Here is a 22,614-nt window from a genome sequence, read left to right on the forward strand (position 1 = left end):
GTTCGGGACGCTCTTGTCGTTGCGCCGAGGGCGGCCGGGGTCGCGCGCCCGCTAGGTGTACTCGGCTAGGGCGTGGGCGCTCCGCCGGTCACCGAGAGCGTGTTCCCGGTGGTGTAGGAGGACTCGTCGGAGGCCAGGTACACGTACGCCCCCGCCATCTCGACCGGTTGTCCGGGCCGGCCCAGCGGGTTTTTGTGCCCGAAGGTCGGCAGCTTCTCGGGCTTCTGCCCGCCGCTCACCTGGAGCGCTGTCCAGAACGGACCGGGCGCGACGGCGTTGACGCGGATGCCGCGCGGTGCGAGCTGCTGGGCGAGCGACTTGGACATGGTGTTGACGGCCGCGCGCGAGGTGGCGTAGTCCACGAGCCCGGGTGACGGGGTGTACGCCTGCACCGAGGACGTGAAGATCACGCTCGACCCGGGCTGCAGGTGGGCGAGCGCCTCCTGCATCATCCAGAACGGCGCCGAGATGTTGACGTTCATCGTCTCGGCCCACTGCTCGGAGGACAGGTCCTCCAGGTGCTCGACGAAGGTCTGCCTGGCGGCGTTGAGCACGAGCACGTCCAGTCCGCCGAGCCCCGCGACGGCGTCGCGGACGATCCCTCGCGCGACGGCCTCGTCACCGACGTCGCCGGGGAGCAGGACGCAGGTCCGGCCGGCCGCGCGCACGAGCGCGGCCACGTCATCGGCATCGGACTGTTCCGAGGGCAGGTAGCCAATCGCCACGTCGGCGCCCTCGCGCGCGTAGGCGATGGCCACGGCGCGGCCGATCCCGGAGTCGCCGCCGGTGATCAACGCCCGCCGCCCGGTGAGCCGGCCGTGGCCCACGTAGGTGTCCTCCCCGTGGTCGGCGGGAGGGTCCATCTCGGAGGCCAAGCCCGGAACCGGTTGCTGCTGGACCGGCACCTCGATCTCATACTTGGTAGTCGGGTCGACGAGCGGGGAATGCCCTGGCTGGTCAGAGGACTGAACTGTCGGATCGGTGGTCACGGATGCCTCCCTGGTCGTCTGGACTCCCGACCGTACGCCCCCGGCGACCGGATGCGAGTGGGCGCTCGATCCCCCAGAATGCGGACACGACAGACGTCACCCGAACCGAAGGAGTGGGTATGCCCCGTTACCGCGTGATCGACCCCGAGCAGAACGTTATCGATGAGAAGGAGTTCGCCGACGACACCAAGGCCTACGACTGGTTCAAGACGGTCGAGGTCCCCGACGACGCTCTCGGTTACGCCATGGAGGTCGACATGGACGGTAAGTGGACCCGCTTCGAGATCAACGACGGCGGCACCAACACCTCCCCTGCGGCCGACGAGGGCACGGGCGTCGCCTGACCCGCCTCAGAGGAACTCCGGCCTCATAGCCGGGCCCGACGGGCCTGCTCCCCACCGCATCGAACCGGGGGGAGTCGGCCCGTCGTCGTTGTGGGCAGCCCGTCGGGGCCAGTCCTCGTAACCGGCCCGCGTGGCCGGCCCGCGTGGTCAGCCGGTCGGAGCCGATCGGGCGAACTCGACCACCGAATCCAGGTCGTAGCTGCCGGCGGTGGTCCCGAGCCCCTGTGCCACCTGCGCCGCCACCGCGCAGCCGAGGACGGCGGAGCCCCTCAGGTCGCGACCGAGATGACGCCCCACCAGGAACCCGGCGGAGAACGAATCCCCGCAGCCGGTGGTGTCGACGACGTCGATCGGGAAGGCGGGTACCGCGATGGTCTCGTCCGGCGTGACGACGAGCGCACCGTCGGCGCCCGCGGTGAGCGCCACGCACGCGACCCCGCGCTCGATCAGCATGCGCGCCCCCTCGGCCAGCGAGTCGGCACCGGTGAAGCCGCGGACCTGGTCGTCGTTGGGCAGCAGGTAGTCCACGTTCGGCAGGGCGTCCGCGATCCACTCGAGCATTCCCGGGTCGCCGTCGGCGAGGATGTCGACCGACGTGGTGATCCCCTGCCGCCGGGCACGGGCGAGCAACTCTCCCGCCGCCGGGCCGCCGAGGAACTCCGGCCCACCCAGGTGTAGATGTGTGAGCCCATCGAGAGCGTCGTCGTCGATGTCGTCCAGGGTGAACACCCCGTTCGCACCGATGCAATGCCACGCCGGCCGGTCCCCGTTGGGGCGCACGGGGATCACCGAGGCGGACGTCTGGGCGTCCGCCTTGGTCACCAGGCCGCCGGTGTCGACCCCCTCCCCGCTCAACAGGGTCGTGAGGGTGCGTCCGATCGAGTCGGCGCCGACCGCACCGATGCTGCGGACCCCGGCCCCGAGGCGGCTGAGCACTACCGCGGTGCCCCCGGCGGTCCCGGCCGGCGAGAAGGCGATGGTGTCCACGAGGGCCCCGGCGGAGCCCTCCGGGATGGAGTCGATCCCGATCGCGTGGACGTCGAGGACGTGCACTCCGACCGTCGCGATCGTCATGGTTGAGATGTCGGTCATTGCGGGCTCTCCTTGGTGGTTCCGTACTCGAGGGTGATCGCCTGGACGACCGCGTCGTGTTGCTGGGCCTCGGTGAGGGGTCGCGGCGTGCCCACCCCACTCGCACGGACGTGCAGGGCCGCCAGCCACTCCAACAGGAGTGCGTTGTCGAGGGCATTGTCGAGGGAGGACCCCACCGCCACCGAGCCGTGGTTTGCCATCAGGACCGCCTGCCGGTCGCGCAGGCCGTCCACCACGAGGTCGGCGAGTTCGGGGGTTCCGAAGGTCGCATAGGGCGCCACCCGGATGTCCCCGCCCAGCAGCAACTGCTGGTAGTGCAGCACGGGCAACGAGTCCATCCCGGTCACGCAGGACACGGCGGTGGAGAACGGGGCGTGGGTGTGGACGATCGCCGCGGACGGGGTGCGGGCGTAGATGCCCAGGTGCAGTCCGAGCTCGGAGGTCGGCGCGAGCCGGCCGTCCACGTGCTCTCCGGTCGCGCTCACCACGGTGACGTCCTCGGCACGGCAGTCGGCCAGGACCACCCCGGTGCCGGTCACGGCGATCCGCCCGTCGTCCACCCGTGCCGAGACGTTGCCGGCGGTGCCGATGAGCAGGCCCTCGGCCGCCAGTCGCCGGGCGGTGGCGGCGACGTGCTCGCGTGCACCTGACGGCTTCGTCGTCGTCATTCCCCACCCACCTGGTCGATGCCGCGTTCGGCGTGCACGACGCTCTCGAGCGTGGCCATGGACCGGCGGAACTGGCCGGCCAGCGACTTCTCGAGAACCGGTGCGATGAGGCGGCCGAGCGGACCGAGACCGACCCGGCAGTCGACCCGGTACGTCATCAGGGTGGCCTCGGTGCCCAGCGGTTCGAAGCGGAAGGTGTTGACCATGTCGTGCAACGGCGCGAACCCGGTGCCGGAATCGACCCGGAGAGACCGCGGTTCGACCTTCCCCACCGTCCACACGGACCGCGTCGTGAGCGGTCCGATTGTCCGGTTCCGCTCGGAATAGGTCTCGCCCACGGTCGCCGCACCGTGGTGGGCGGTGACCTCGAGGGCCCCGTCGACCCACTCGGCGTACCGGGAGGTGTCGTCGATCACGGCCCAGATGTCCTCGACCGGGGCTGCGAGTCGCTGCTGTACGGAGACGGTCAGACGTGTCACGGATGTCCTCCTGAGTGTGCGATCACGGCGCGGGCGGCGGTCTCCCCGGAGCGGACCGCACCGTCCATGTAGCCGTTCCAGTAGTCGGAGTGTTCGGCGCCGGCCCAGTGGACGCGGCCGAGCGGCCGGTCGCGCCACTGACCGAGCGTGGTCAGGACGCCGGGGCCGAGGACCGCGGTCGGGCCACCACGGGTCCAGCGTTCCGCGGTCCAGTCCTTCTCGAAGTATCCGACAGGTGCCAGCGCAGCGGGCCCGACCACCCGGGCGAAACTCTGCAGAACCGCCCCGCCGCGCTCCCGGGCGGGACGCGGCGCCCACTTCCGCCACCCCGCTCCCCCCACGAAGCCCATGAGGATCCCGGGGGAGCCGCTCGGCGGGGTGTTGTCGAACATCGAGCACACCGGGGTGCCGCCCCCACGGAAGACGCCTTGGCCGGAGAGTCCGTCCTCCCGCCAGAACGGGCGCTCGTAGATCGCCTCACACTTCATGAGCGTGCCGAACGTCATCCTGCGGAACAGGGCGTCCTGGTGGGCGGGCAGCAACGGGCTCCACTCGATTTCGGCGGCGAGGTGGGGTGGCGCGGTGACGATCACCTGGTCACCGTCGAAGGTCCCCGCGTCGGTGGTGACAGTGACCCCCGTGGCACGGTGCTCGATCCGCCGGACGGGGGCGCCGAGGGTGACATCGTCACCCAACTCCTCGGCCATGCGTTGCGAGATCACCTGCGAACCGCCGACGACGCGGGACTCCTGGGCCCCGCCGGTCACACCGATCATCCGGTCCAGCGTGCCGCGGTGGATCTCGTCACCCGCACCCGCGATGTACGCCAGGGCGGACAGCGCGGAGGTCTCGGACGCCGCCGCCCCGAATGCCGACCCGAGGAGGACCTCGACCAGCTCGACGCCGCCGGAACCGATCGCGCCGCGGCGCAGCCAGGTGGCGAGGCTCTGCTCGTCCAACCGGTGCGCGTCGGGGTGCGCCCACGGTGCGGCCACATCGATCTCGCCACTCGTGCGGCCCAGTCGGGTGGTCGCCAGGGCAATGTCGGGCAGTGCCAGGCGGTCCGGCGGGATGTCACCGCGGAACCGTCGACTGCGCGAACCGTGGACGTAGACCGTGTCACCGATCGTGTGGGCGGGGAACGTCGTCACCCCGAGCTCCGCGGCGAGCCCCAGCACGTGGTCCTGGGTGGGTCCGACGAACTGCCCTCCCGCCTCCACCACCTGCCCGTCGTCGAGCACGTGGTTGAGCGTGCGTCCGCCGACGCGGTCCCGGGCTTCGAGCACCCTGACCGTGCGACCCGCCTCGACGAGCCGACGCGCGGCGGTGAGCCCGGCCAGTCCCGCACCGACCACGATGGCGTCGACCGTGGCGCTCACCGGCGGTCGCCGGGAGTCGGGTCGGTCGCGGTCGCGGGTTCGGTCGCGGGGGCGGGGGCGATCCGGGCGACCAGCCTGGTGTGGAGGACGCCCACCGCCTCGAGGAGCGCGTCCCGGGCGGCATGTCCCACTCCGGTCGCGTTGATGAGTCCGTGCACGTGACCGCTGTGTCGACGGAGGGTCACGTCGACCCCCGCCTCGGCGAGGGCGGCCGCATAGCGTTCGCCCTCGTCGCGGAGCACGTCGAATCCGGCCACCACGACGTAGGCCGGGGGCGCGTGGCCGAGTTCGCCGGCGAGCAGTGGCGAGACCCGCGGGTCCCGGGCCTGGCCGGGATCGGCGAGATAGTGGGATTTGTACCAGTCCATCTGCGCCTCGGTGAGGAAGAATCCTCGTCCGAACAACTCGTACGAGCGGTGCTTGGTGGACAGGTCCGTGACCGGGTTGAACAGGACCTGCATGGCCGGCGGGGTCCATCCGGGGGCGCGGTGCAGGGCGACCACCGCGGCCAGGTTCCCGCCCGCGCTCTCGCCTCCGATCGCGATCGCCCGTGGGTCGAGGTCGTACTCCTCGGCGTGCTCGACGACGTGCTCGAACGCCGCGAGGGCGTCGTCCAGGCCGGCGGGGAACGGGTGCTCCGGCGCCAGCCGGTAGTCGATCGAGATGACGGTCAGCGGGGTGTGGGCGGCGAGGAAGCGGGACACCGAGTCTCCCGAGTCGAGGTTCCCCAGGACCCAGCCGCCACCGTGGAGGTACACCAGGGCGGCGCTCGGCCCCTCGATCCCCGCCGGCCGGTACAGGCGCGCCGGGATCGGGCCGTTCGGACCGGGGATGGTGAGGGAACGGACGGTCTCGACGGGGGTCTGGTGACCGAAGACGAAGGCCTCGCCCGCGATCTGGTCCCGTCCCTGGTCCAGCGGCAACTCTTCGAAGGTCTTGGACACCCCGAGGTTCAGCAGTCTCGTGCCGACCTGCGCTTCGAGGCCGAGCTGCTGCCCGTCGACCCGGACCGGGGGGCCGGCGATCACGCGCTGGATCGGGGCGGGTGCCGCCCCGATGAGGCGGATGACGCGGCGGAGCACGCGTTCCGCGAGGGGTCTGTGCGTAGGACTCATCTGGGTATCGATTCTGCGAGGTCGAACTGGAGGTGCGACCACCGTATGCCGAACTTGGACGCACGTCCAGTACTTCCTGGAAAATCCCGGACCCGCCCTCCCACACCCGCACCGGACGCCGCCGATCGGACCCCGCCGATCGGACCCCGCCGATCGGACCCAGAAACTGGACGCCCGTCCTAGACTTGACGCCATGAATCGAGGCCCACAGGGGCGCGCGGACGACGCCGATGTGATCGTGATCGGCAGCGGGTTCGGTGGCGCGGTCAGCGCCCTCCGGTTGGCCGAGCAGGGGCTCACGGTCCTGGTGCTCGAACAAGGTCGTCGTCATTCCCCCGACGATCTCCTGGCCGCCCGCAGGGACCCGCGCAGGTACCTCTGGATGCCCGAACTGGGCCTGCGCGGCTTCTTCTGGCAGCGGGTGCTCCGGCATGTCGGCATCATCGGCGGCGCGGGGGTGGGCGGCGGCAGCATCGTGTGGGCCGGCGTGCTGCTCGAGCCGAAAGACGAGTTCTTCACCGACCCGGCCTGGCCGGCGTCCACCACCGGCTGGCGCGATGAGCTCGCCGGGCACTACCGGACCGCCGCGCGCATGCTCGGCCGCGAGACCACCCGCCACGTCGGTCAGATGGATCTGCACCTGCAGGCCACCGCCCGATCAATGGGTGCGGGCGGGACCTACGGCCCCACGCCCATGGCCGTCTGGTTCGGCGAGGAGGGGGTGACCGTACCGGACCCGTACTTCGACGGCGAGGGGCCCGACCGCACCGGCTGTCGCCTCTGCGGGGCGTGCCTGATCGGCTGCCCCTACGGAAGCAAGAACACCCTGGACCTCAACTACCTGTGGCTGGCCGAGAGGCGCGGTGCCCGTATCCGACCCGAGACTCGGGTGGAGGCGATCGCGGAACTCCCGGGCGGCGGCTACGAGGTGCGCGCGGCCGGCGGTGAGAGGTTCCGCGCGGGAGAGGTCGTCCTGGCCGCCGGTGTCCTGGGCACGGTCGAACTGCTGTTCCGCTCCCGCGAGCAGGGCCTTCTCCCCCGCGTCTCACCACGGCTCGGCGAGCGCGTGCGCACCAACTCCGAAGCCATCACCGCCGTCCTGGCCGACGACCCCCGCACCGATCTCACCCGCGGCCCCACCATCTCCAGCGAGTTCTACCCCGACGCGGCGACCCACGTGACGCAGAACCGCTACGTCGGGGGATGGCACATGCGCTTCCAGCTGGGCCCACTCGTCGACGGCGAGGACCCGGCCAGGCGGCGGCGGGCGGCGCTGACCCGGCTCGCGCGAGCGCCGTGGCAGCAAGTCCGGCTGATGACCGCACGCAACTTCATCGCGCGCCTGAGCGTGTTCACCGTGATGCAGAACGTGGAGAACGAGATAGGGCTGGTGTTCGACCGCTCGCCGGTGCGCCCGTGGCGGCGGGTGCTCCGGTCGCAGGCCTCGGGCAGCCCGCAGGCCCCGAGCTACCTGCCGCAGGCCAACGAGGTCGCGCGCCGGTTCGCGGAGTCGGTGGGCGGGCGGCCGCTCAACCTGCTGCTGGAGAGCGTGGGCGGCAAGTCGATCACCGCGCACGTCCTCGGCGGCGCGTCGATGGGCGAGTCGGCGGCGGACGGCGTGATCGACACCGATCACCGGGTCTTCGGCCATCCCGGGCTGTACGTGGTGGACGGGTCGGCGATTCCCGCGAACGTGGGCGTCAACCCGAGCCTGACCATCACCGCGATGGCCGAGCGCTTCGCCTCCCGCTACCGCGCCCGCCGCGCCGCGACCTCGCCGTCACCCGGGCCCTCCCAGACGATCGGAGCCTCATGACCCAGCCCCCTCCCCCCGGACCCGTGCCGGCCTCACCCCTGCCCGACTCACCACTGCCCGCCTCCCTCGGCGCACTGCGCGCGGCGTTCTCGCGGGCACCGGCCCCGGCGGGGCTGCCCGAACCGGGGGACTACCTCATCAGCTTCCTCGGCCCGGCCCCACTCAGGACGGTCGCGCCCCGGGCCATCGCTCTGGGCGGGATGCCCGGGTGGCGCGGAAAGCGCATCGCCGCCGACGGCGCGGCGGTCAACCTGCTCGACGACGGCCGCGGATCCCTGCGCGAGGCCCTGCCGATGCGGGCCACGGTGGAGACGTCGTGGCTGGACGGCCGGCCGACGATCGTCTGCTCCTACGGCTCCGACGGGCCCGTGCCGTGGCGCTGGGTCCGCGACGAGTTCCGTGGGCTGGACGACCGTCGGCTCCTGGGATTGACGTTCATCGGTGGCCCGTGGTCCCGGATCGCCGCAGCACCGCTGCTGCTCACGCGCGGCTAGCCCGCGGCGCGCTGCCGGGTTCTCAGCGGTCCGACTCGTACTTCGCGGCCAGGCGCGAGAGCGTCTCGGTGATCCCGCCGGCGTTCTTCTCCGCCATGCCGACGCGCTCCATGACCGGCCCGAGCTTCGACTCACGGATGTCGAAGCTCTCTGTGACCTCGGTCCGCCCGTCGGCGGTCGGGGTGAACTCCCAGCGCCAGCGGTGCCCGGCGGGGTGGGCCCACTCGACGACCTTGAACTCCGGGGTGTCGACATGCTCGGTCACGGTGGAGGTGATGCGGTACGGGACGCCGTACATCCGCATCTTCGTGGTGAACTTCGCGCCCTCGGACAGGGTGGCCGGCCCCTTGACGTTGTCGCGGACCGTCCCCGACCCGTCGACGACGCCGTGCATTCCGGGGTCGTTGACCAGCGCGAACAGCTCGTCCGCGGGGGCGTTGACGGTGACGCGCCGGGCGACGACGCGCGGTCCGCGGTCGACTGTGGTGATGGAGGTCATGAGTGGACTGGTCCTTTCGAGAAGACGTCGAGGACGGCTGAGACCACGAGGTGGCTCGGGTCAGTGGGCCTGCCTCCGGACCACCGTACGCCCGAGTTCCGCCACGTTCCCGGCGACCGCACCGAGGCCGGCGCCGATGACCAGGCCCGGGGCCAGGCCGGTCGGGCCTGCGACCGCGAGCCCGATGATCAGGCCGACCCCGGCCCCGTAGACGAGTCCCAGGCCGACCAGTGGTCCGCCCGCATGCGATCTCATCACCTCACCGTAGACCCCGGTGGCACGGCGGTGAGGCGGTGAGGCGATCACGCAGCGGTCTTGAGCCCGACCACTCCGCCGATGATCACCAGGAGGAAGACCACCTTGGCCGGTGAGACCGGTTCCGCACCGGTGGCCATGGCGTACAGGACGGTGAGTGAGGCGCCGATGCCGACCCACACCGCGTAGGCGGTTCCCACCGGGAGGCCTCTCATCGCGTAGGCCAGCCCGGCCATGCTCACGACCAGGGCGACGCCGAACACCACGGACGGGACGAGCCGGGTGAAGCCCTCGGATCTGCCCAACGCGGTCGCCCACACCGCCTCGAGGATCCCGGACAGAATGAGTACGAACCACGCCATGACAGCCTCCGGCGGGCCGTCTTGTCGCGCTCCGGGTACGGCGCCCCTCGTCCGGGAGACCCCTCTACGGGACTCTGGGGTCCATGCTGGCACAGGAACGGAACGGGCCGACCGACCCGGGCTCCGACGACAACCGGCGAATCCGTCTCGCCACCCGACCGACTGCGGCATCATCCCCGGTGCGCCACCGTCCGGACGACCGGACCGATCACCCCTCGAAAGGACCCCCCTTGATCACCCTCACCGTCCTCTACGGAACTCCCGACGACGTCGAGAAGTTCGACGAGTACTACGACGGGACCCACATCCCCCTCGCCCGCGCGGTCCCGGGCCTCGACGATGCCAAGGTCACGCGCTTCCTGCCCGGCCCGGACGGCTCCGCGCCCGAGTTCCACCTCATGGCCCAGTTGTTCTTCGCGGACGCCGAGGCGATGGGTGCCGCGCTGTCCACAGACGAGGGCCGGGCACTGGTGGCGGACGGAGCGAACCTCGGGATCACCCCCACGATGCTCGTGGGCTCCACCGGGTAGCCGCCGGGCACGCGCGACCGCGGAGATGACGTGGGTACGGTGAGGCCACCATGCCCCCTCCCCACCTCTCCTCCGGGCCTGCGCGACCGAACCGGGCGTCCGTCCGCCCGCTGGCGGTGGCCGTGATCGGCGCCGGTGCGATCGGGGCGGCGGTGGCCGACGCGCTGTCGGGCGGCGACGTCCCCGGCGCGCGGCTGTCCGCGGTGCTCCGCTCGAGCAGTACGCGCGAGGAGGTCGACGCGGCCGTCGATGCCGCCGACGTCCTGGTCGAGGCCGCCGGGGTCGAGGCCGCGGAGGAGTTCGTGCCGCGCGTCACCGGCGCCGGCAAGGACGTGATCGTGTGCTCGTGCGGGGTGTTCGCGCGGCACGAGGACCCGCGCGACCTGATCGGGACAGGCCCGGGCCGCGTCCTCGTCCCCGCCGGGGCCGTGGGCGGACTGGACATCCTCGCGGCGGCGTCCAGGTCGGGCACCGATCAGGCCTCGCTCCGTCACGTCACCATCAAGAGCCCCGCGGCCCTGGGGGTCGCGGGGCCTCTCGACGCCCCACTCGAGGTCTTCCGCGGGTCCGCGCGGGAGGCGGCGCTGGAGTTCCCCCGCACCTCCAACGCCTCCGTGGCGCTCGCGCTCGCGACGCTCGGCCTGGACCGGGTGGAGGTGATCGTGAGGGCCGACCCCGAGGTGCAGCGCACCCGACACGTGGTGGAGTGGGAGTCCCCGGTGGGCCGCTACGACCTGCGTTTCGAGAACGCGGTGGACCCGGACTCCGGTGGCCGCACCTCGGCGATCACGGCGTGGTCGGTGGCCGGGGTCCTCACCTCGATCAGGGCGGGGGCCGGGCCCGGGGTGGTGGTCGTGGGCGCGGCCCGACCGGTGGAGGGTGTGCGGCTGACGCCATAGCGTGGAGGGCCCAGCCGCTACGAAAGGTGTCCCATGACCCACGCACGGCCCTCCGACCCCGATCCGAGTCAGAGCCCCGATCTCGACAGCGGCGGCTCACCCGACGGTCCGCAGACCCCGGACTCCGATTCCACGTCCATGCAGTCGGACAGCGCCACGGAGAAGCAGAGCCCGACGCAACGACAGAGCCCGACCCCGTCCCCGTCCAAGAAGGGGGCGTACATCCCGATCGTCATCATCGTCCTCGTCGTCCTCCTCCTGGTCATCGGGCTCGCGGGTTACGCATTCGAAGTGTTCTGATCATGTCCGCCGCGTTCGACACCGTGATCATCGGAGCGGGCAACGCCGGGGTCTCCCTGGCGGCGCGCCTGCGCCGGGACGGCCGGCACAACATCGCGCTGGTCGACCCGAGTCCCGTGCACCGGTACCGGCCGATGCTCAACTACGCCGCCACCGGCCTGGCACCGATGAGGCGGTACGAGCGCGCGATGACGGACGTCGTCCCCGCCGGCGTCCAACTGCTCCCCCACCTGGCCGGGCGGGTCGACACGGACGCCCACACCGTCACCCTCGGTCCGCGTGAAGAGGGCCCCACGGTCACGTACGAGAACCTGGTCGTGTGCCCCGGCCTGACCCCTCGGTGGGATGCGATCCCGGGACTGGACAAGGCCTACGTCGCCGGGTGGGCGGCCTCGGCCCACGTGCCCGAGTACGCGGGTCGCGCGTGCGCCGCGCTGGTCCGCCTCCGCGAGGGGACCGTGGTGTTCTCGGTGCCACCCGAACCCGCCTCCTGCGGCGGTACCGTGCTCAAGGCCATGTTCCTGGCGTGCGACCGCTGGCGGCGCGAGAAGGTGCTCGATCGTATCGACGTGCACCTGGTGACCCCGTTCCACGGACTGCTCGGACTCGACACGTGCGATTCGCGGCTGCAGCCGTACCTCCGGGAGTACGGCATCACCGTGCACGAGGGATCCGAGGTCGCCGCCGTGGATCACCACGCCCGCACCGTCACTCTCGACGGTCCGGTCCCCACCACGATCGAGGACGTCGAGCTGGCCTACGTCACGCCTCTGAGCCGCGCGCCGAAATTCATCGCCGACGCCGGGTTGTCCGACGGCGGTGACGCCGGACTCGTCGAGGTGGACCCCCGGACCCTGCGCCACGCGCGCCTCGACTCGGTCTGGGGCCTGGGCGACGCCGCGACCGTCGACACCCGCCCGTCCGGAGGGGCGCTGAGATCGCAGGTGGCGGTGGTCGCCGACAATCTGCGCGCGGCCCGGGACGGGGGCCCCGGGACGCGGTACGACGGCTACACGATCATCCCGATCGCCGTGAGCCGCGACCGGCTGATGCTGGTCGAGCACGACCGGGACGGCCGGCCCGCACCGTCGGTCCGCGGGATCGATCTGACCAAGCCCAGACGCTCGACCTACGCGTTCGACCGGTATCTCCAGCCGGTGGTCTACTTCCGGAAGCTGCTCCGCGGGCGGGTGTGACAGCGGGTCAGTCCCGCGACCCGGTACCTACCCCGGCCCCGGCCCCGGCACGCAGTGCGGCCTCGATCATGTCGTAGAGGTGCGCCACGACCTCCTCGAACCGGGCGTTGACCACCGAATTCCGGGCGTCCCGGCGGTCCTCGTAGACCGCCAGCGCCCCGGTGAACATCTGGGTGGCCAGGTCGATGCGTTCGAACGCCACCCGCCGCGGCAGGTGGGAGAGCACGTCGATCAGCCGCACCACCACGTCGTCGGTCGCGGTCCGCAGATCCGCTTCCGGGATGCCGGGAGCCATCACCGGCCCGACCCTCTGCAGGAACCGCGCGTAGTGCGTGGCCTCGGGGTGGGCGCGGAGGAGCTCGACGATCGGTTCGAACAGCACCCCGACGAGGGTGTGCAGGTCGTAGCCCAGACCCTGTTCGTCGGCCGTGGCCAGCCGCGCCTTCCGGGCGGAGTCCAGGGAGATGATGCGGCGGCGCAACACCTGCAGGATCAACCCGTCGCGGCTGCCGAAGTGGTACTGGACCGCGGAGTTGTTGCGTTGACCGGCGGCCGTCGCGACGTCGCGCATCGAGACGTCGTCCAGCCCCCGTTCGCTGATCATCTTCTCGGCGACCTCGATCATCGCCGTCTTGGCGTCCTTGGCCTCGCGGGAATCGCCTGCCTCCCCGGGGTTCCCGGTCTCCGCGGGGGCCTCGGCCACGTCGGCTGCGCCCCCCTCGGCTGAGGTCTCATCAGATCTTCGCTGCACCGGGACTCCACTTCCGACCTGCCGCCTCGCCCAGCTGATTGAAACTGAGCACCGTCAGGAATAGTACGACCGCCGGGACCCCGACGAGATACGGGTATCGCTGGAAATCGGCCTGACCGGCACTGATCATGTTGCCCCATGTCGGTTCCGGCCGGGGAATGCTCAGCCCCAGGTAGCTCAGCGAGGCCTCGGCCACGATCAGCACGGCGACGAGCATGAAGCTGTACGAGAAGACCGGTTGGACGATGTTCGGGGTGACCTCCCGCAGCATGATCCGTATTTCGCCCGCCCCGAGCGACCTCGCCGCGGTGACGAACTCCCGGCCGGCGAAGCTCATCGCGTTGGCCCGTACGAGTCGCGCGTAGGCCGGGACCACCATGATCCCGAGGGCGAGGGTGATGTTGGGCAGAGTCGGGTCGAGCACGGTGACGATGGCGATGAGCAGGATGAGCGACGGGAACGCCAGCAGGGTGTCGGTGATGATGGAGACGATGCGGTCGGTCCACCCGCCCCGGTAGCCGGCCACCAGGCCGAGCGCGCCACCGACCAGGGCCCCGATTAGGACACCGCCGATACCCACGACCAGTGAGACCCGGGCGCCGTAGAGGAGACCTCCCAGGATGTCCAGGCCCTGACCGTCCGTGCCGAGGGGATGCTCGGACATCAGGTCGGGGGCGAGTGTCGACGGCGTCATCAGCGCGAGGGACGGGTCCCGTGCCTCGGCCAGCGGCAGGAAGTCCACGAACAGTGCACCCAGGACGATGACGATCGTCCAGCCCAGGGCGAGCGCGGTGCCGAGTCCGGACATCCGGGGCATCCTCGGTCGGCGGCGCACCGGGGTGGCCGCGACCACGATGGGATCCGCGACGACGGCAGGGCCGGCGTTGACGGCGGGATCCGCGACGGGCCCGGACGCAGCGCGGGTGGAGTCGGCGCGGGTGGAATCGGGGCGGGTCGGGTCGGTGTCAGCCACGGCGGATCCTCGGGTCGATGAGTGCGTACGTGACGTCGACGGTCATGTTGACCAGGACGTAGAACACGGCGATCACGATCACGCCGCCCAGGACGACCGGCAGGTTGTCGTTCTGGACGGCGTCGACGATCATGCTGCCCATCCCGGGGAGGTTGAACAGCCGCTCGACCACCACCGTCCCGCCGATGAGCCGGCCCAGGCTGATCCCGGCCAGGGTGATGATGGAGACCGTGGACGGGCGGAGCGCCTCCGCGACCAGGACGTGCCGGGTGGGCATGCCCTTGGCGCGCGCGGAGAGGACGAAGTCCTGCTGGAGGGTGGAGATCATGTCGGTCCGCAGGACGCGGGTGAAGATCGCGACCTCCATCAGGGCGAGGGTGATGGCCGGCAGGGCGATGCTCCTCAGGTTCTCACCCAGTCCGTCGGCCAGCGGAACGTAGCCCTGACGCGGGAACTCGGGGAGGAACAGGGCGAGCAGGGCCAGTACCGCGCCCACCGCGACGCCACCGATCAGGGCCCGGCCCCACATCACCCCGGGTGACCCGGGGCCGCCCCGCCTGCCGAGCGGGGACAGCGCCACCGCGAGGCCGATCACCACCGCCGCCCCGAGGATCAACTGCTGCGCCAACGAGTGGTTGAACACCAACAGGTAGATCAGCAGCAGTCCGGCCACGAAGCTGGGCACCGAGATGAACGCGAACGCCACGATCGAGGCCACCTGGTCGAACACCCCACCGCGCCGGTATGCCGACCACACGGCGACCGGCACCGCGATCGCCAGCGACAGGATGATCGACAGGAACGCGAGTTGCATGGTGACCGGCAGCGCGTTGCCGATCATCTCGGACACGGACTGGTTGGGCGGGACCAGTGAGTTCCCGAGGTCGCCGGAGGCCACGCCCCCGACCCAGTCGGTGAACCGGGTCCACACGGGGTCGTCCAGCCCCAGTTCCTCCCTCGCCAGCTGGTATTGCTCCGCTGTGGCCCCCGGGCCGACGGCCGAGGCCGCGGAGTCGCCCGGCACCGCCTCCATGAGGAAGAACGCGCCGGTCGCGGCGAGTACGACGACGACGACCGCGTGCAGAGCGCGTTCGCCAATGAACCTGAGCACGTAGAGACCCTTCGATTGAGACACCGCCTGAGGCGGTTACTTAGTCGTCTTGACGTAGACACCATATGCCGTGATACTCGTCACAGCAACACGTTCTAAGTAGTTGACTTAAACCGGACCGTCACACCGAGGAGGCCGTCATCGCCGCCGCACCACCCCGCCGACCCGCGTCGCCGAACGACCGGGACGACCTGCTGCTCGAGGTCCGGGATCTCCGCACCCACATCGACACCCCCTCCGGGCGCATCACGCCTGTCGACGGGGTCGACATCTTCCTGCGCCGCGGCGAGACGATCGGCATCGTCGGCGAGTCCGGCTCCGGCAAGTCGATGCTCGTCCGCTCGATCATGGGCATCGCCCCCACCACCGCGCGGGTGGATCCCTCCTCGACGGTCCGTTTCGACGGCCGGGACGTCCTCGCCCTGTCCCAGCGCGAGGCGCAGAGGTTCTGGGGACGCGAGATCGCGATGGTCTTCCAGGACCCGCTCACCTCGCTCAACCCCATCCGGACCATCGGCCGGCAGATCATCGACCCGCTGCGGCACCATCTGGGCCTGGGTCGCCGGGAAGCGGCCGACCGCGCGGTCGAACTCCTCGAGCGGGTCCGGATCCCCTCCCCCCGCGCCCGCCTCACCGAATACCCCCACCAGCTCTCCGGCGGCATGCGCCAACGCGTCGGGATCGCGATCGCCCTGTCCTGCTCGCCCAAGCTGCTCATCGCCGACGAACCCACCACCGCGCTCGACGTGACGGTGCAGCACGAGATCCTGGACCTCCTCCACGGGCTGCAGGCCGACGGTGACATGGCGATGATCCTGGTCAGCCACGACCTCGCCGTGGTCTCGCAGCACACCGACCGGATCGGGGTCATGTACGCCGGTCGGTTCCTCGAGGTGGGCGACACCCGGGCGCTGCTCGACGAACCCGCGCACCCCTACACCGGCGCACTGCTGGACTCGATCCCGCGGCCGGACCTGCCTCCGCACACCCGGCTCACCGTGATCGAGGGGCGCCCGCCGAACCTGCGCGAGATGCCTCCGGGATGCCGGTTCGCCCCCAGATGCCCACGGGTGGCGGACGACTGCCTCGTCGTCGACCCCCCTCTCGAGGACCTCACCACAGGCTCCACATCCCACCCCACGGCGACCACCGTCCACCGCGTCGGATGTCTCCACCCCACCGTCCCCGTCCACCACCGCACCAGCAGCGAGGCCTCATGACCGGCTCCAGTCAGCACGTCGCCGACGCGCCCACCCCGCCGGACGCGGGACGGCCCGGTGACGCCAAGCTCGTCGTGGATCACGTGACCGTCGAGTACCGCACCCGCAAGGGGACGGTCCACGCCGTCTCGGACGTCTCCCTCGACGTCCCCCGCGGCAGGACGCTGGCACTGGTGGGCGAATCCGGCTGCGGGAAGTCCAGCCTCGGCCGCGCGTTGCTCCAACTCCCCCGTCCCACCTCCGGGCGGGTGATGGTGGACGAGACCGACCTGTGCTCGCTGTCCGGGGCCTCCCTCACCCGGGCACGGAAGCTGATCCAGATGGTGTTCCAGGACCCCGTCTCCTCGCTCAACCCCCGCCGCAAGGTCCGGGACATCGTGGCGGAGGGACTGGAGATCCAGGGCGTCGACGGCGGCCGGGAGGAGATCCGGCGCCGGGTCGACGCGGCCCTCGAGGCGGTGGGCCTGGACCCCGAACACGCCGGTGGCCGGCGCCCGTCCGAGTTCTCGGGCGGTCAGTGCCAACGCATCGCGCTGGCCCGGGCGCTGGTGCTCGAGCCCGAGGTGCTGGTGTGCGACGAGCCGGTCTCCGCACTCGACGTCTCCGTTCAGGCGCAGATCCTCAACCTGCTCGAGGAGATGAAGGAGCGCTACAGGCTGACGATGGTGTTCATCTCCCACGACCTGTCGGTGGTGCACAACATCGCCGACCAGGTGGCCGTGATGTACCTCGGCACGGTGTGCGAGGTCGCCGACACCTCCTCGCTCTACCGCGCGCCCGCCCACCCGTACACGATGCTGCTGATCTCGTCCGCGCCGACGCTCGGCGGGACACTCGCCGACACGCTCGGCGAGTCGCCGATCACCGCCACGAGTTCGGAGCTGCCCTCCCCGCTCGACCCCCCGTCCGGTTGTCGCTTCCGTACCCGGTGCCCCCGGGCCACCGAGATCTGCGCCGCCGAACGCCCACAGCTGACCGTCATCGCACCCGGCCACAAGGTCGCGTGCCACCACCCTCTCGAGGAGAACCGATGAAGCGCACCACCAGCGCACTGGCCGTACTAGCGGCGGCCACCCTGACCCTGACCGCATGTGGCGGGGGCGGAGACGACTCGACCGCCGCGGCCGGTGGCGAGGGCCTCGCGCCGGACCAGTCCGAGCGCTGCACCGAGGACCGCGCCGGCGGCACTATCACCGTGGGCGAGTTCTCCATGCTCCCCAGCTTCGCGCCCGGCCAGGGCCAGTACGGCGTCCGCGGCGGCGCCCAGTCGGCGGCCGTCTACGACCGACTGATGGTGTGGAACCCGGAGGCCGAGGAGTTCGAGCCCAAGCTGGCCGAATCGCTGGAGTCCAACGACGACAACACCGTGTGGACCCTGACCCTGCGCGACGGCGTGACCTTCTCGAACGGCGACCCGCTCACCGCGGAGGACGTCGCGTTCACGGTGGGCCTGCACAAGGACCCCGCCACCCGGTCGGTCGCGATGACCGAGGCCATGGAGATCCAGGACGCCCGGGTCGTGGACCCGCTCACCGTCGAGTTCACGCTCGCCGACCCGTGGGCGGGCTTCCCCATCACGCTCGCCGGAACCGTCGGAGAGGTCATCCCGCGGGAAGCCTACGAGGCCGCCGACCCGCAGGAGTGGGCCAGCAACCCGATCGGCGCCGGCGCGTTCACCGTCGCCGACTTCACGCCGGACCAGGAGACCGTGCTCGAGCCCAACCCCGACTACTACGGGGGTCCCGTCTGCCCGACCCTGAAGTTCATCCGCATCCCCGGATCCCAGGGCACCTACGACGCGTTCCAGACGGGCGAGGTCCAGGTCGGGTTCCTGCGCGGCGCCAAGTTCGTCAACATGGCCCAGGACGATGAGGTCCGCGGCTTCGAGGAGATCATCAGCTCCGGCTCGGTGATCAACATGAACTCCGGCAAGGCCGGATACGACGGCGTCCTGACCGACGTCCGTGCCCGCCAGGCCGTCGCCGCCGCGCTGGACCGCGACCTGTGGAACCAGCGCCTCTACAACGGTGAGGGTCAGGCCACCTCCGCACTGGTCGCCGACTCCTCCCGCCTGTACGACGGCCAGGAAGGGCCGGCGTACGACGTGGAGGCGGCCCGGGCCCTGGTTGAAGAGGTCAAGGCCGACACCCCGGACTGGGACGGCACCCTGCGCATGCTCATCGGCGACGGTCCCGAGAACATCGAGGCCGGGGTCGTGGCCAAGGCGCTGTTGGATGCGGCCGGATTCACGGTCGTGATCGACAACGCACCGGTCTCCCAGGTCACGGCACGTCAGTTCACCGGGGACTTCGAGATCGTGATCGGCGGACTGGCCACCTCGGATGCCGATCCGGCGGCCGCCTTCGCCAGCGGCATGCTCCCGACCGGGGCGACCAACATCACCGGGATCGACGACCCGGAGCTCACCGCGGCCATCATCGACCTCAAGGCCGCCGCCGACCTCGACGCCCAGAAGGAGGCGCTGAACCGCCTGCAGGAGGTCTTCAACGAGGTGCAGCCGTTCACCGTGATGGCCAACGCCGAGCAGTACGTCGCGATCTCCGACACCGTCGGCGGACTCACCCCGACCCTCTCCTCGACGGTGCTCTACGACGGGGCCTTCGTTCAGGAGTGACGCTCTTCAGGAGTGACCACCGCCGGCCCTGGCGGGCCGGCTCCACTCCGCCCCCACGCACACGGGCCCCGGGCTCCCGCCCCACGGCGAGGCCGCCCGGGGCCCCGCCCGTGTCCCGGCCGGATCCAGGAATGATCGCCCGACTCTCTCCCGCCCACAGCCGCGCGCGACCATGACGTCGCGCGTGTACCGGGGCGCGGGCGAGACGTCATGCGTGCAGGCGGCTGTAGTCGACACGTGCGGGCGCGGGAGCGGATGAGCGGGCACGGGTGCGGATGCGCCGGGCGGGTCACCGCCCGGCGCGCCCGCGCGTCACCACCTCGCGAATCCCGGGGCCACCGCCGGCCACGGTGCGGCCGCCTCGAGCTGACCGGCCAGCCGCAGCAGCAGGTCCTCGCGCGCGTAGTCGGCGACCAGTTGCACCCCCACCGGCATGCCGCGGGCGTCGACGCCGGCGGGCAGGGAGATGGCAGGCTGGCCGGAGACGTTGAACATGCCTGTGGCCGCCGAGAACATCGACGACCTCGTCCACATGGACTGCGGGTCGGTGACGTCGAGGAAGCCCAGTTCAGGCGTGGTGGCCGGCAGCGTCGGCAGGAGGATCACGTCGAACCCGCCGGCGGTGAACACGTCGGCCACCTGCCACCCGATCCGCTGGGCGGTCTGCAGTGCGCGGGCCACGGCGGGTGCGGTGAGCGAGGCGGCGTTGTCGAGGATCGCCACGGTCCAGGGCTCCAGGTCGTCGGCGCGCAGTTCGCGTCCCAGCGCGGCGAGCCTGTCCTCGATGCTCGCGCGCAGGCTCGCGCCCATGATGTCGCCGACGGTCCTCATCGCCTCGATCACGTCGATCCCCAGGTCCAGCTCGTCCAGCTCGTGCCCGAGTCCGGCCAGGTGGTCGGTGGTCCGGTCCACGGCAGCGGTGCATTCGGGGTCGGTGGGGAACGGGCCCGGGGCGGTGCGCAGGACGCCGATCCGCAGGACTCCGGGCTCGCGCCCGACCTCGTCGAGGAACGGCCGCCGGGGTGTCGGGGCACCGTAGGCGTCGCCGGGCACGTGCCCCGCCACCGCGTCCAGCAGCGCGGCGCTGTCACGAACGGTGGTGGTCACCGCGTGGTGGTAGGAGATCGGCGCGGCCAGCGCGGCGGGATGCGGCCAGCTCGGGACCCGTCCCCGACTCGGCTTGAGTCCGACCAACCCGCACATGGCGGCGGGGATGCGGATCGAGCCGCCACCGTCGGTGGCGTGCGCGACGGGCACCATGCCCGAGGCGACCGCCGCCGCGGAGCCGCCGCTGGAACCGCCGGTGGAATAGGCGGTGTCCCACGGGTTGTGGCAGGGGCCGTGCAGGAGGGACTCGGTGGTGGTGGTCTTGCCGAGTTCGGGCACGTTGGTGGTGCCCAGCACGATCATCCCGGCGGCCTTGTACCGCTGGACGACCGTGCTGTCGACGGTCGCGACGACGTCCGCGAACAGCCGCGAGCCGTCCGAGGCCGGTTGGCCGGCGACCTCGGTGCCGAGGTTCTTGATCACGATCGGCACCCCGCGCAGGGGCCCGTCGGGGAGCCCGGCCGCCACCTCGGCGCGGGCCTCGTCGAAGCGGGTGGAGACCATGGCGTTGAGCGCGGGGTCCAGGGCCTCGATCCGGGCGACGGCGGTCTCGAGCACCTCGGCGGGGTCGGTGATGCCGGCGCGGACGTCGGCGGCGAGCGCGACCGCGTCGCGGCCGGCCGGGATGGATGTGTCGGTCATGGTGGGCCTTTCCACGGCGAGGGTGGGGGCGGGTCGGTGTCGCGCGGCAGGGCTCGCGCCGGTGATGACGACGACGAGGTCAGCCCCAGCGGGACTGGCCGCCGTCGAGGGGGATGGTCGCGCCGCTGAGGTACGAGGCCTCGGCCGAGCACAGCCAGGCCACGGGGCGACCGATGTCGGTCAGGGGGTCGCCCACGCGGCCGGCGGGGATGCTCGACACGAACTCCTCCGCCTCCTCGGGGTTGTTCTCCATCCACCAGTCCAGTCCCGGGCTGTGGGCGTGCGGCGCCACGTTGAGGGCGCGGGTGCCCTCGGCCGCCCACTCGTAGGCGGCGGCGCGGGTCAGGGCGCGGATGGCCTCCTTGACCGCGGCGTAGACGCCGTAGTTCGCGGCGTCCCACCGGACGGCGGCGGCGGTCACGAGGTTGATGATCGTGCCCCCTCCGCGCTTGGCCATCTCGGGCCGGGCCAGCTTCATCAGGGTGAAGGTCACGCGGGGGCCACCCTCGAAGGCCTTACGGAACTCGTCGTCCGGGTAGTCGGACAGCGGAAGCGGCATGGCCATGTTGGCGTTGTTGACCAGGATGTCGACCCCGCCGAGCTTCTCCACGGCGGTCGCGATGATCGCCTCGGGGGCGCCGTCGGTGATGATGTCCACGGCCAGGCACTCGGCCGTGCCACCGTTCGAGCGGATGATCTCGGCGACCCGCTCGAGCTTGCGCATCCGACGCCCGACCAGCAACAGCGCGGCGCCGGATTCGGCCAGGCCGAGCGCGATGCCCTCCCCGACCCCCTGCCCGCCGCCGGTGACGATGGCGACCTTCCCGGCCAGTCGGTTCTCCCGTCCGGTGCCGGCGTGCTCGGTGTGCTGCACGGTGGTGTCGGCTTGCACGGTGGTGTCGGTCTGCGCGGTGCTGTCGGTCATGGGGTCCTCCGGGGTCGGTACGGGAATCTGTGGAAGTGGGAACGGGGCGCCACGGCGGTCACGCGGTGGCGATGGTGACGAGGCCGGCGATCACCACGAGGGAGATCACGGCGGAGCGGAACACGTGGGTGGGAAGTCGCATGGCGATGCCGATCCCGAGCTGGTTGGCCAGCACGCCGACGACGGTGCAGGCCAGGATCATGGGCAGCAGGCCGGGCAGGTCGACCTCGGTGCCCGACCACAGCAGTGCGAGGGAGACCAGGCTGGTGATGACGAAGTACCCGGCGAGGTCGGCGATGAAGCCCAGCGGCGGCAGCCTGGCCCGGCTGAGCAGCAGGACGACCGGCGGTCCGTTGAGCGAGGTGGTGGTGGAGAAATACCCGCTGATCACCCCGGTGACCGCGGTCGCGGTCCTCGAGGGCGGTCGGGTCGTCCTGGCCGCGGGCAGTGCCATCGCGACCCCGCACAGGACGGTGATCGCACCCGCCGCCGGCTTGAGGTGCTCCTCCGGCAGAAAGGCGATGGTCTGAACGCCCAACCAGGCGCCCGGCACGCTCGCCAGACCCAGCACCGCCACGCGCGGCCAGGTGATGTGGTCGCGCAACTGCACGGTGACGCCCACCCTGGTGACCAGGGCCACGACGAGGTTCACCACCACCGTCTCGGCCAGTCCGATCCCCGCCATCAGCATCAACGGGGTGGCCAACAGGGACGTGCCGAACCCGGTGGCACCGCCGATCACCGAGGCCGCCGCCACGCACAGCGCGGCGATGACGATCAGTTCCACGCGTCACCGTCGCCGCCGCCGTCACCGACTCGCCGAACAGAGTTCG

Annotated in this window: 26 protein-coding genes and 1 riboswitch; of the genes, 10 read left to right on the forward strand and 16 right to left on the reverse strand. The window is 71.4% G+C overall.

All coding sequences use genetic code 11. The features are described from left to right. Positions 1-65: 65 nt before the first annotated feature. The gene (locus ABIE38_RS15360) at positions 66-989 is read right to left on the reverse strand and encodes an SDR family oxidoreductase (protein ID WP_354057697.1); all 924 of its coding nucleotides are present in this window, start codon (positions 987-989) and stop codon (positions 66-68) included. Between the two features lie 119 nt (positions 990-1,108). Between ABIE38_RS15360 and ABIE38_RS15365 the strand changes: the two genes are divergently transcribed. Further along, positions 1,109-1,333: a hypothetical protein gene (locus ABIE38_RS15365; RefSeq protein WP_179523236.1), complete on the forward strand. Its 225-nt coding sequence runs from the start codon at positions 1,109-1,111 to the stop codon at positions 1,331-1,333. Positions 1,334-1,480: 147 nt separating this feature from the next. Here ABIE38_RS15365 and ABIE38_RS15370 read toward each other — a convergent pair whose 3' ends face one another. Genes ABIE38_RS15370 through ABIE38_RS15390 form a run of 5 tightly spaced genes read right to left on the reverse strand, consistent with a single transcriptional unit; the run spans position 1,481 to position 6,066 of the window. Then, complete coding sequence (locus ABIE38_RS15370; RefSeq protein ID WP_354057699.1) at positions 1,481-2,425, reverse strand: carbohydrate kinase family protein; 945 nt, start codon at positions 2,423-2,425, stop codon at positions 1,481-1,483. Continuing rightward, positions 2,422-3,093, reverse strand: a complete 672-nt coding sequence (locus tag ABIE38_RS15375) for a class II aldolase/adducin family protein (protein WP_354057701.1) — start codon at positions 3,091-3,093, stop codon at positions 2,422-2,424. Before ABIE38_RS15375 ends, ABIE38_RS15370 begins: the two co-directional genes overlap by 4 nt. Then, positions 3,090-3,572 carry an SRPBCC family protein gene (locus ABIE38_RS15380; protein ID WP_354057703.1) on the reverse strand — a complete coding sequence of 161 codons (483 nt, stop codon included), beginning with the start codon at positions 3,570-3,572 and terminating at the stop codon, positions 3,090-3,092. The genes ABIE38_RS15375 and ABIE38_RS15380 overlap by 4 nt, the downstream gene beginning before the upstream one ends. After that, positions 3,569-4,951, reverse strand: a complete 1,383-nt coding sequence (locus tag ABIE38_RS15385; RefSeq protein WP_354057705.1) for a flavin monoamine oxidase family protein — start codon at positions 4,949-4,951, stop codon at positions 3,569-3,571. Before ABIE38_RS15385 ends, ABIE38_RS15380 begins: the two co-directional genes overlap by 4 nt. Then, the gene (locus ABIE38_RS15390) at positions 4,948-6,066 is read right to left on the reverse strand and encodes an alpha/beta hydrolase (RefSeq protein ID WP_354057707.1); all 1,119 of its coding nucleotides are present in this window, start codon (positions 6,064-6,066) and stop codon (positions 4,948-4,950) included. The genes ABIE38_RS15385 and ABIE38_RS15390 overlap by 4 nt, the downstream gene beginning before the upstream one ends. 193 nt (positions 6,067-6,259) lie before the next feature. On the opposite strand from ABIE38_RS15390, the gene ABIE38_RS15395 reads away from it, so the two are divergent. Continuing rightward, complete coding sequence (locus tag ABIE38_RS15395) at positions 6,260-7,882, forward strand: GMC oxidoreductase (RefSeq protein ID WP_354057709.1); 1,623 nt, start codon at positions 6,260-6,262, stop codon at positions 7,880-7,882. Beyond that, the gene (locus ABIE38_RS15400) at positions 7,879-8,376 is read left to right on the forward strand and encodes a hypothetical protein (protein WP_354057711.1); all 498 of its coding nucleotides are present in this window, start codon (positions 7,879-7,881) and stop codon (positions 8,374-8,376) included. Before ABIE38_RS15395 ends, ABIE38_RS15400 begins: the two co-directional genes overlap by 4 nt. Before the next feature lie 22 nt (positions 8,377-8,398). Here the strand turns inward: ABIE38_RS15400 and ABIE38_RS15405 are convergent, their stop codons facing one another. Genes ABIE38_RS15405 through ABIE38_RS15415 form a run of 3 tightly spaced genes read right to left on the reverse strand, consistent with a single transcriptional unit; the run spans position 8,399 to position 9,492 of the window. Further along, positions 8,399-8,875 (reverse strand): SRPBCC family protein, encoded by a 477-nt coding sequence (locus tag ABIE38_RS15405; protein ID WP_354057713.1) that lies wholly within the window; start codon positions 8,873-8,875, stop codon positions 8,399-8,401. Between the two features lie 60 nt (positions 8,876-8,935). Then, positions 8,936-9,130, reverse strand: coding sequence for a hypothetical protein (locus tag ABIE38_RS15410; protein WP_354057715.1), 195 nt, complete (start codon positions 9,128-9,130; stop codon positions 8,936-8,938). Between the two features lie 47 nt (positions 9,131-9,177). Then, positions 9,178-9,492, reverse strand: coding sequence for a DMT family transporter (locus tag ABIE38_RS15415; RefSeq protein ID WP_354057717.1), 315 nt, complete (start codon positions 9,490-9,492; stop codon positions 9,178-9,180). Positions 9,493-9,502: 10 nt separating this feature from the next. Then, positions 9,503-9,570: riboswitch (guanidine-III (ykkC-III) riboswitch) on the reverse strand. 152 nt (positions 9,571-9,722) lie between these two features. Between ABIE38_RS15415 and ABIE38_RS15420 the strand changes: the two genes are divergently transcribed. The 4 genes from ABIE38_RS15420 to ABIE38_RS15435 are packed head-to-tail and all read left to right on the forward strand — an operon-like array spanning position 9,723 to position 12,417. After that, positions 9,723-10,022, forward strand: coding sequence for an EthD family reductase (locus ABIE38_RS15420; protein ID WP_179523246.1), 300 nt, complete (start codon positions 9,723-9,725; stop codon positions 10,020-10,022). Positions 10,023-10,072: 50 nt separating this feature from the next. Next, complete coding sequence (locus ABIE38_RS15425; RefSeq protein WP_354057719.1) at positions 10,073-10,921, forward strand: aspartate dehydrogenase domain-containing protein; 849 nt, start codon at positions 10,073-10,075, stop codon at positions 10,919-10,921. Positions 10,922-10,954: 33 nt separating this feature from the next. Next, positions 10,955-11,221, forward strand: coding sequence for a hypothetical protein (locus ABIE38_RS15430; RefSeq protein WP_354057721.1), 267 nt, complete (start codon positions 10,955-10,957; stop codon positions 11,219-11,221). Between the two features lie 2 nt (positions 11,222-11,223). After that, positions 11,224-12,417, forward strand: a complete 1,194-nt coding sequence (locus ABIE38_RS15435) for an FAD-dependent oxidoreductase (protein WP_354057723.1) — start codon at positions 11,224-11,226, stop codon at positions 12,415-12,417. Positions 12,418-12,424: 7 nt separating this feature from the next. Here ABIE38_RS15435 and ABIE38_RS15440 read toward each other — a convergent pair whose 3' ends face one another. The 4 genes from ABIE38_RS15440 to ABIE38_RS15455 form a co-directional block, all read right to left on the reverse strand. After that, positions 12,425-13,168, reverse strand: a complete 744-nt coding sequence (locus tag ABIE38_RS15440) for a TetR/AcrR family transcriptional regulator (protein WP_354057725.1) — start codon at positions 13,166-13,168, stop codon at positions 12,425-12,427. Next, positions 13,152-14,141 (reverse strand): ABC transporter permease, encoded by a 990-nt coding sequence (locus tag ABIE38_RS15445; protein ID WP_354057727.1) that lies wholly within the window; start codon positions 14,139-14,141, stop codon positions 13,152-13,154. The genes ABIE38_RS15440 and ABIE38_RS15445 overlap by 17 nt, the downstream gene beginning before the upstream one ends. Beyond that, entirely contained in the window at positions 14,134-15,252 is a 1,119-nt protein-coding gene (locus ABIE38_RS15450) for an ABC transporter permease (protein WP_354057729.1), read from the reverse strand. The genes ABIE38_RS15445 and ABIE38_RS15450 overlap by 8 nt, the downstream gene beginning before the upstream one ends. Before the next feature lie 121 nt (positions 15,253-15,373). Continuing rightward, positions 15,374-15,607, reverse strand: a complete 234-nt coding sequence (locus ABIE38_RS15455; RefSeq protein WP_354057731.1) for a hypothetical protein — start codon at positions 15,605-15,607, stop codon at positions 15,374-15,376. Here ABIE38_RS15455 and ABIE38_RS15460 point away from each other — a divergent pair. Genes ABIE38_RS15460 through ABIE38_RS15470 form a run of 3 tightly spaced genes read left to right on the forward strand, consistent with a single transcriptional unit; the run spans position 15,552 to position 19,107 of the window. Further along, positions 15,552-16,472: an ABC transporter ATP-binding protein gene (locus tag ABIE38_RS15460; RefSeq protein ID WP_354057818.1), complete on the forward strand. Its 921-nt coding sequence runs from the start codon at positions 15,552-15,554 to the stop codon at positions 16,470-16,472. The genes ABIE38_RS15455 and ABIE38_RS15460 overlap by 56 nt on opposite strands. Then, positions 16,469-17,506, forward strand: coding sequence for an ABC transporter ATP-binding protein (locus ABIE38_RS15465; protein ID WP_354057733.1), 1,038 nt, complete (start codon positions 16,469-16,471; stop codon positions 17,504-17,506). Before ABIE38_RS15460 ends, ABIE38_RS15465 begins: the two co-directional genes overlap by 4 nt. Then, on the forward strand, positions 17,503-19,107 hold the full coding sequence (locus ABIE38_RS15470; protein WP_354057735.1) for an ABC transporter substrate-binding protein: 1,605 nt from the start codon (positions 17,503-17,505) through the stop codon (positions 19,105-19,107). The genes ABIE38_RS15465 and ABIE38_RS15470 overlap by 4 nt, the downstream gene beginning before the upstream one ends. Positions 19,108-19,419: 312 nt before the next feature. Here the strand turns inward: ABIE38_RS15470 and ABIE38_RS15475 are convergent, their stop codons facing one another. From ABIE38_RS15475 to ABIE38_RS15485, 3 genes are all read right to left on the reverse strand, one after another. Further along, positions 19,420-20,856, reverse strand: coding sequence for an amidase (locus tag ABIE38_RS15475; RefSeq protein WP_354057737.1), 1,437 nt, complete (start codon positions 20,854-20,856; stop codon positions 19,420-19,422). Between the two features lie 79 nt (positions 20,857-20,935). Then, positions 20,936-21,781 (reverse strand): SDR family NAD(P)-dependent oxidoreductase, encoded by an 846-nt coding sequence (locus ABIE38_RS15480; RefSeq protein WP_354057739.1) that lies wholly within the window; start codon positions 21,779-21,781, stop codon positions 20,936-20,938. Positions 21,782-21,839: 58 nt separating this feature from the next. After that, on the reverse strand, positions 21,840-22,568 hold the full coding sequence (locus ABIE38_RS15485; RefSeq protein WP_354057741.1) for a sulfite exporter TauE/SafE family protein: 729 nt from the start codon (positions 22,566-22,568) through the stop codon (positions 21,840-21,842). Positions 22,569-22,614: the final 46 nt, after the last annotated feature.

The sequence above is a fragment of the Dietzia sp. 2505 genome, from assembly GCF_040546785.1.
Classification (GTDB): Bacteria; Actinomycetota; Actinomycetes; order Mycobacteriales; family Mycobacteriaceae; genus Dietzia.

What these genes read in the sequence shown, in the direction of transcription:
- ABIE38_RS15365 (WP_179523236.1), top strand. Translation starts at nt 1,109, where the DNA reads ATGCCCCGTTACCGCGTGATCGACCCCGAGCAGAACGTTATCGATGAG.
- ABIE38_RS15370 (WP_354057699.1), bottom strand. Translation starts at nt 2,425, where the DNA reads ATGACCGACATCTCAACCATGACGATCGCGACGGTCGGAGTGCACGTC.
- ABIE38_RS15375 (WP_354057701.1), bottom strand. Translation starts at nt 3,093, where the DNA reads ATGACGACGACGAAGCCGTCAGGTGCACGCGAGCACGTCGCCGCCACC.
- ABIE38_RS15390 (WP_354057707.1), bottom strand. Translation starts at nt 6,066, where the DNA reads ATGAGTCCTACGCACAGACCCCTCGCGGAACGCGTGCTCCGCCGCGTC.
- ABIE38_RS15395 (WP_354057709.1), top strand. Translation starts at nt 6,260, where the DNA reads ATGAATCGAGGCCCACAGGGGCGCGCGGACGACGCCGATGTGATCGTG.
- ABIE38_RS15400 (WP_354057711.1), top strand. Translation starts at nt 7,879, where the DNA reads ATGACCCAGCCCCCTCCCCCCGGACCCGTGCCGGCCTCACCCCTGCCC.
- ABIE38_RS15405 (WP_354057713.1), bottom strand. Translation starts at nt 8,875, where the DNA reads ATGACCTCCATCACCACAGTCGACCGCGGACCGCGCGTCGTCGCCCGG.
- ABIE38_RS15410 (WP_354057715.1), bottom strand. Translation starts at nt 9,130, where the DNA reads ATGAGATCGCATGCGGGCGGACCACTGGTCGGCCTGGGACTCGTCTAC.
- ABIE38_RS15415 (WP_354057717.1), bottom strand. Translation starts at nt 9,492, where the DNA reads ATGGCGTGGTTCGTACTCATTCTGTCCGGGATCCTCGAGGCGGTGTGG.
- ABIE38_RS15425 (WP_354057719.1), top strand. Translation starts at nt 10,073, where the DNA reads ATGCCCCCTCCCCACCTCTCCTCCGGGCCTGCGCGACCGAACCGGGCG.
- ABIE38_RS15430 (WP_354057721.1), top strand. Translation starts at nt 10,955, where the DNA reads ATGACCCACGCACGGCCCTCCGACCCCGATCCGAGTCAGAGCCCCGAT.
- ABIE38_RS15435 (WP_354057723.1), top strand. Translation starts at nt 11,224, where the DNA reads ATGTCCGCCGCGTTCGACACCGTGATCATCGGAGCGGGCAACGCCGGG.
- ABIE38_RS15455 (WP_354057731.1), bottom strand. Translation starts at nt 15,607, where the DNA reads ATGCCCATGATCGAGCGGACGAGCATCGACTTGCCGGAGCCGGACTCG.
- ABIE38_RS15465 (WP_354057733.1), top strand. Translation starts at nt 16,469, where the DNA reads ATGACCGGCTCCAGTCAGCACGTCGCCGACGCGCCCACCCCGCCGGAC.
- ABIE38_RS15470 (WP_354057735.1), top strand. Translation starts at nt 17,503, where the DNA reads ATGAAGCGCACCACCAGCGCACTGGCCGTACTAGCGGCGGCCACCCTG.
- ABIE38_RS15475 (WP_354057737.1), bottom strand. Translation starts at nt 20,856, where the DNA reads ATGACCGACACATCCATCCCGGCCGGCCGCGACGCGGTCGCGCTCGCC.
- ABIE38_RS15480 (WP_354057739.1), bottom strand. Translation starts at nt 21,781, where the DNA reads ATGACCGACAGCACCGCGCAGACCGACACCACCGTGCAAGCCGACACC.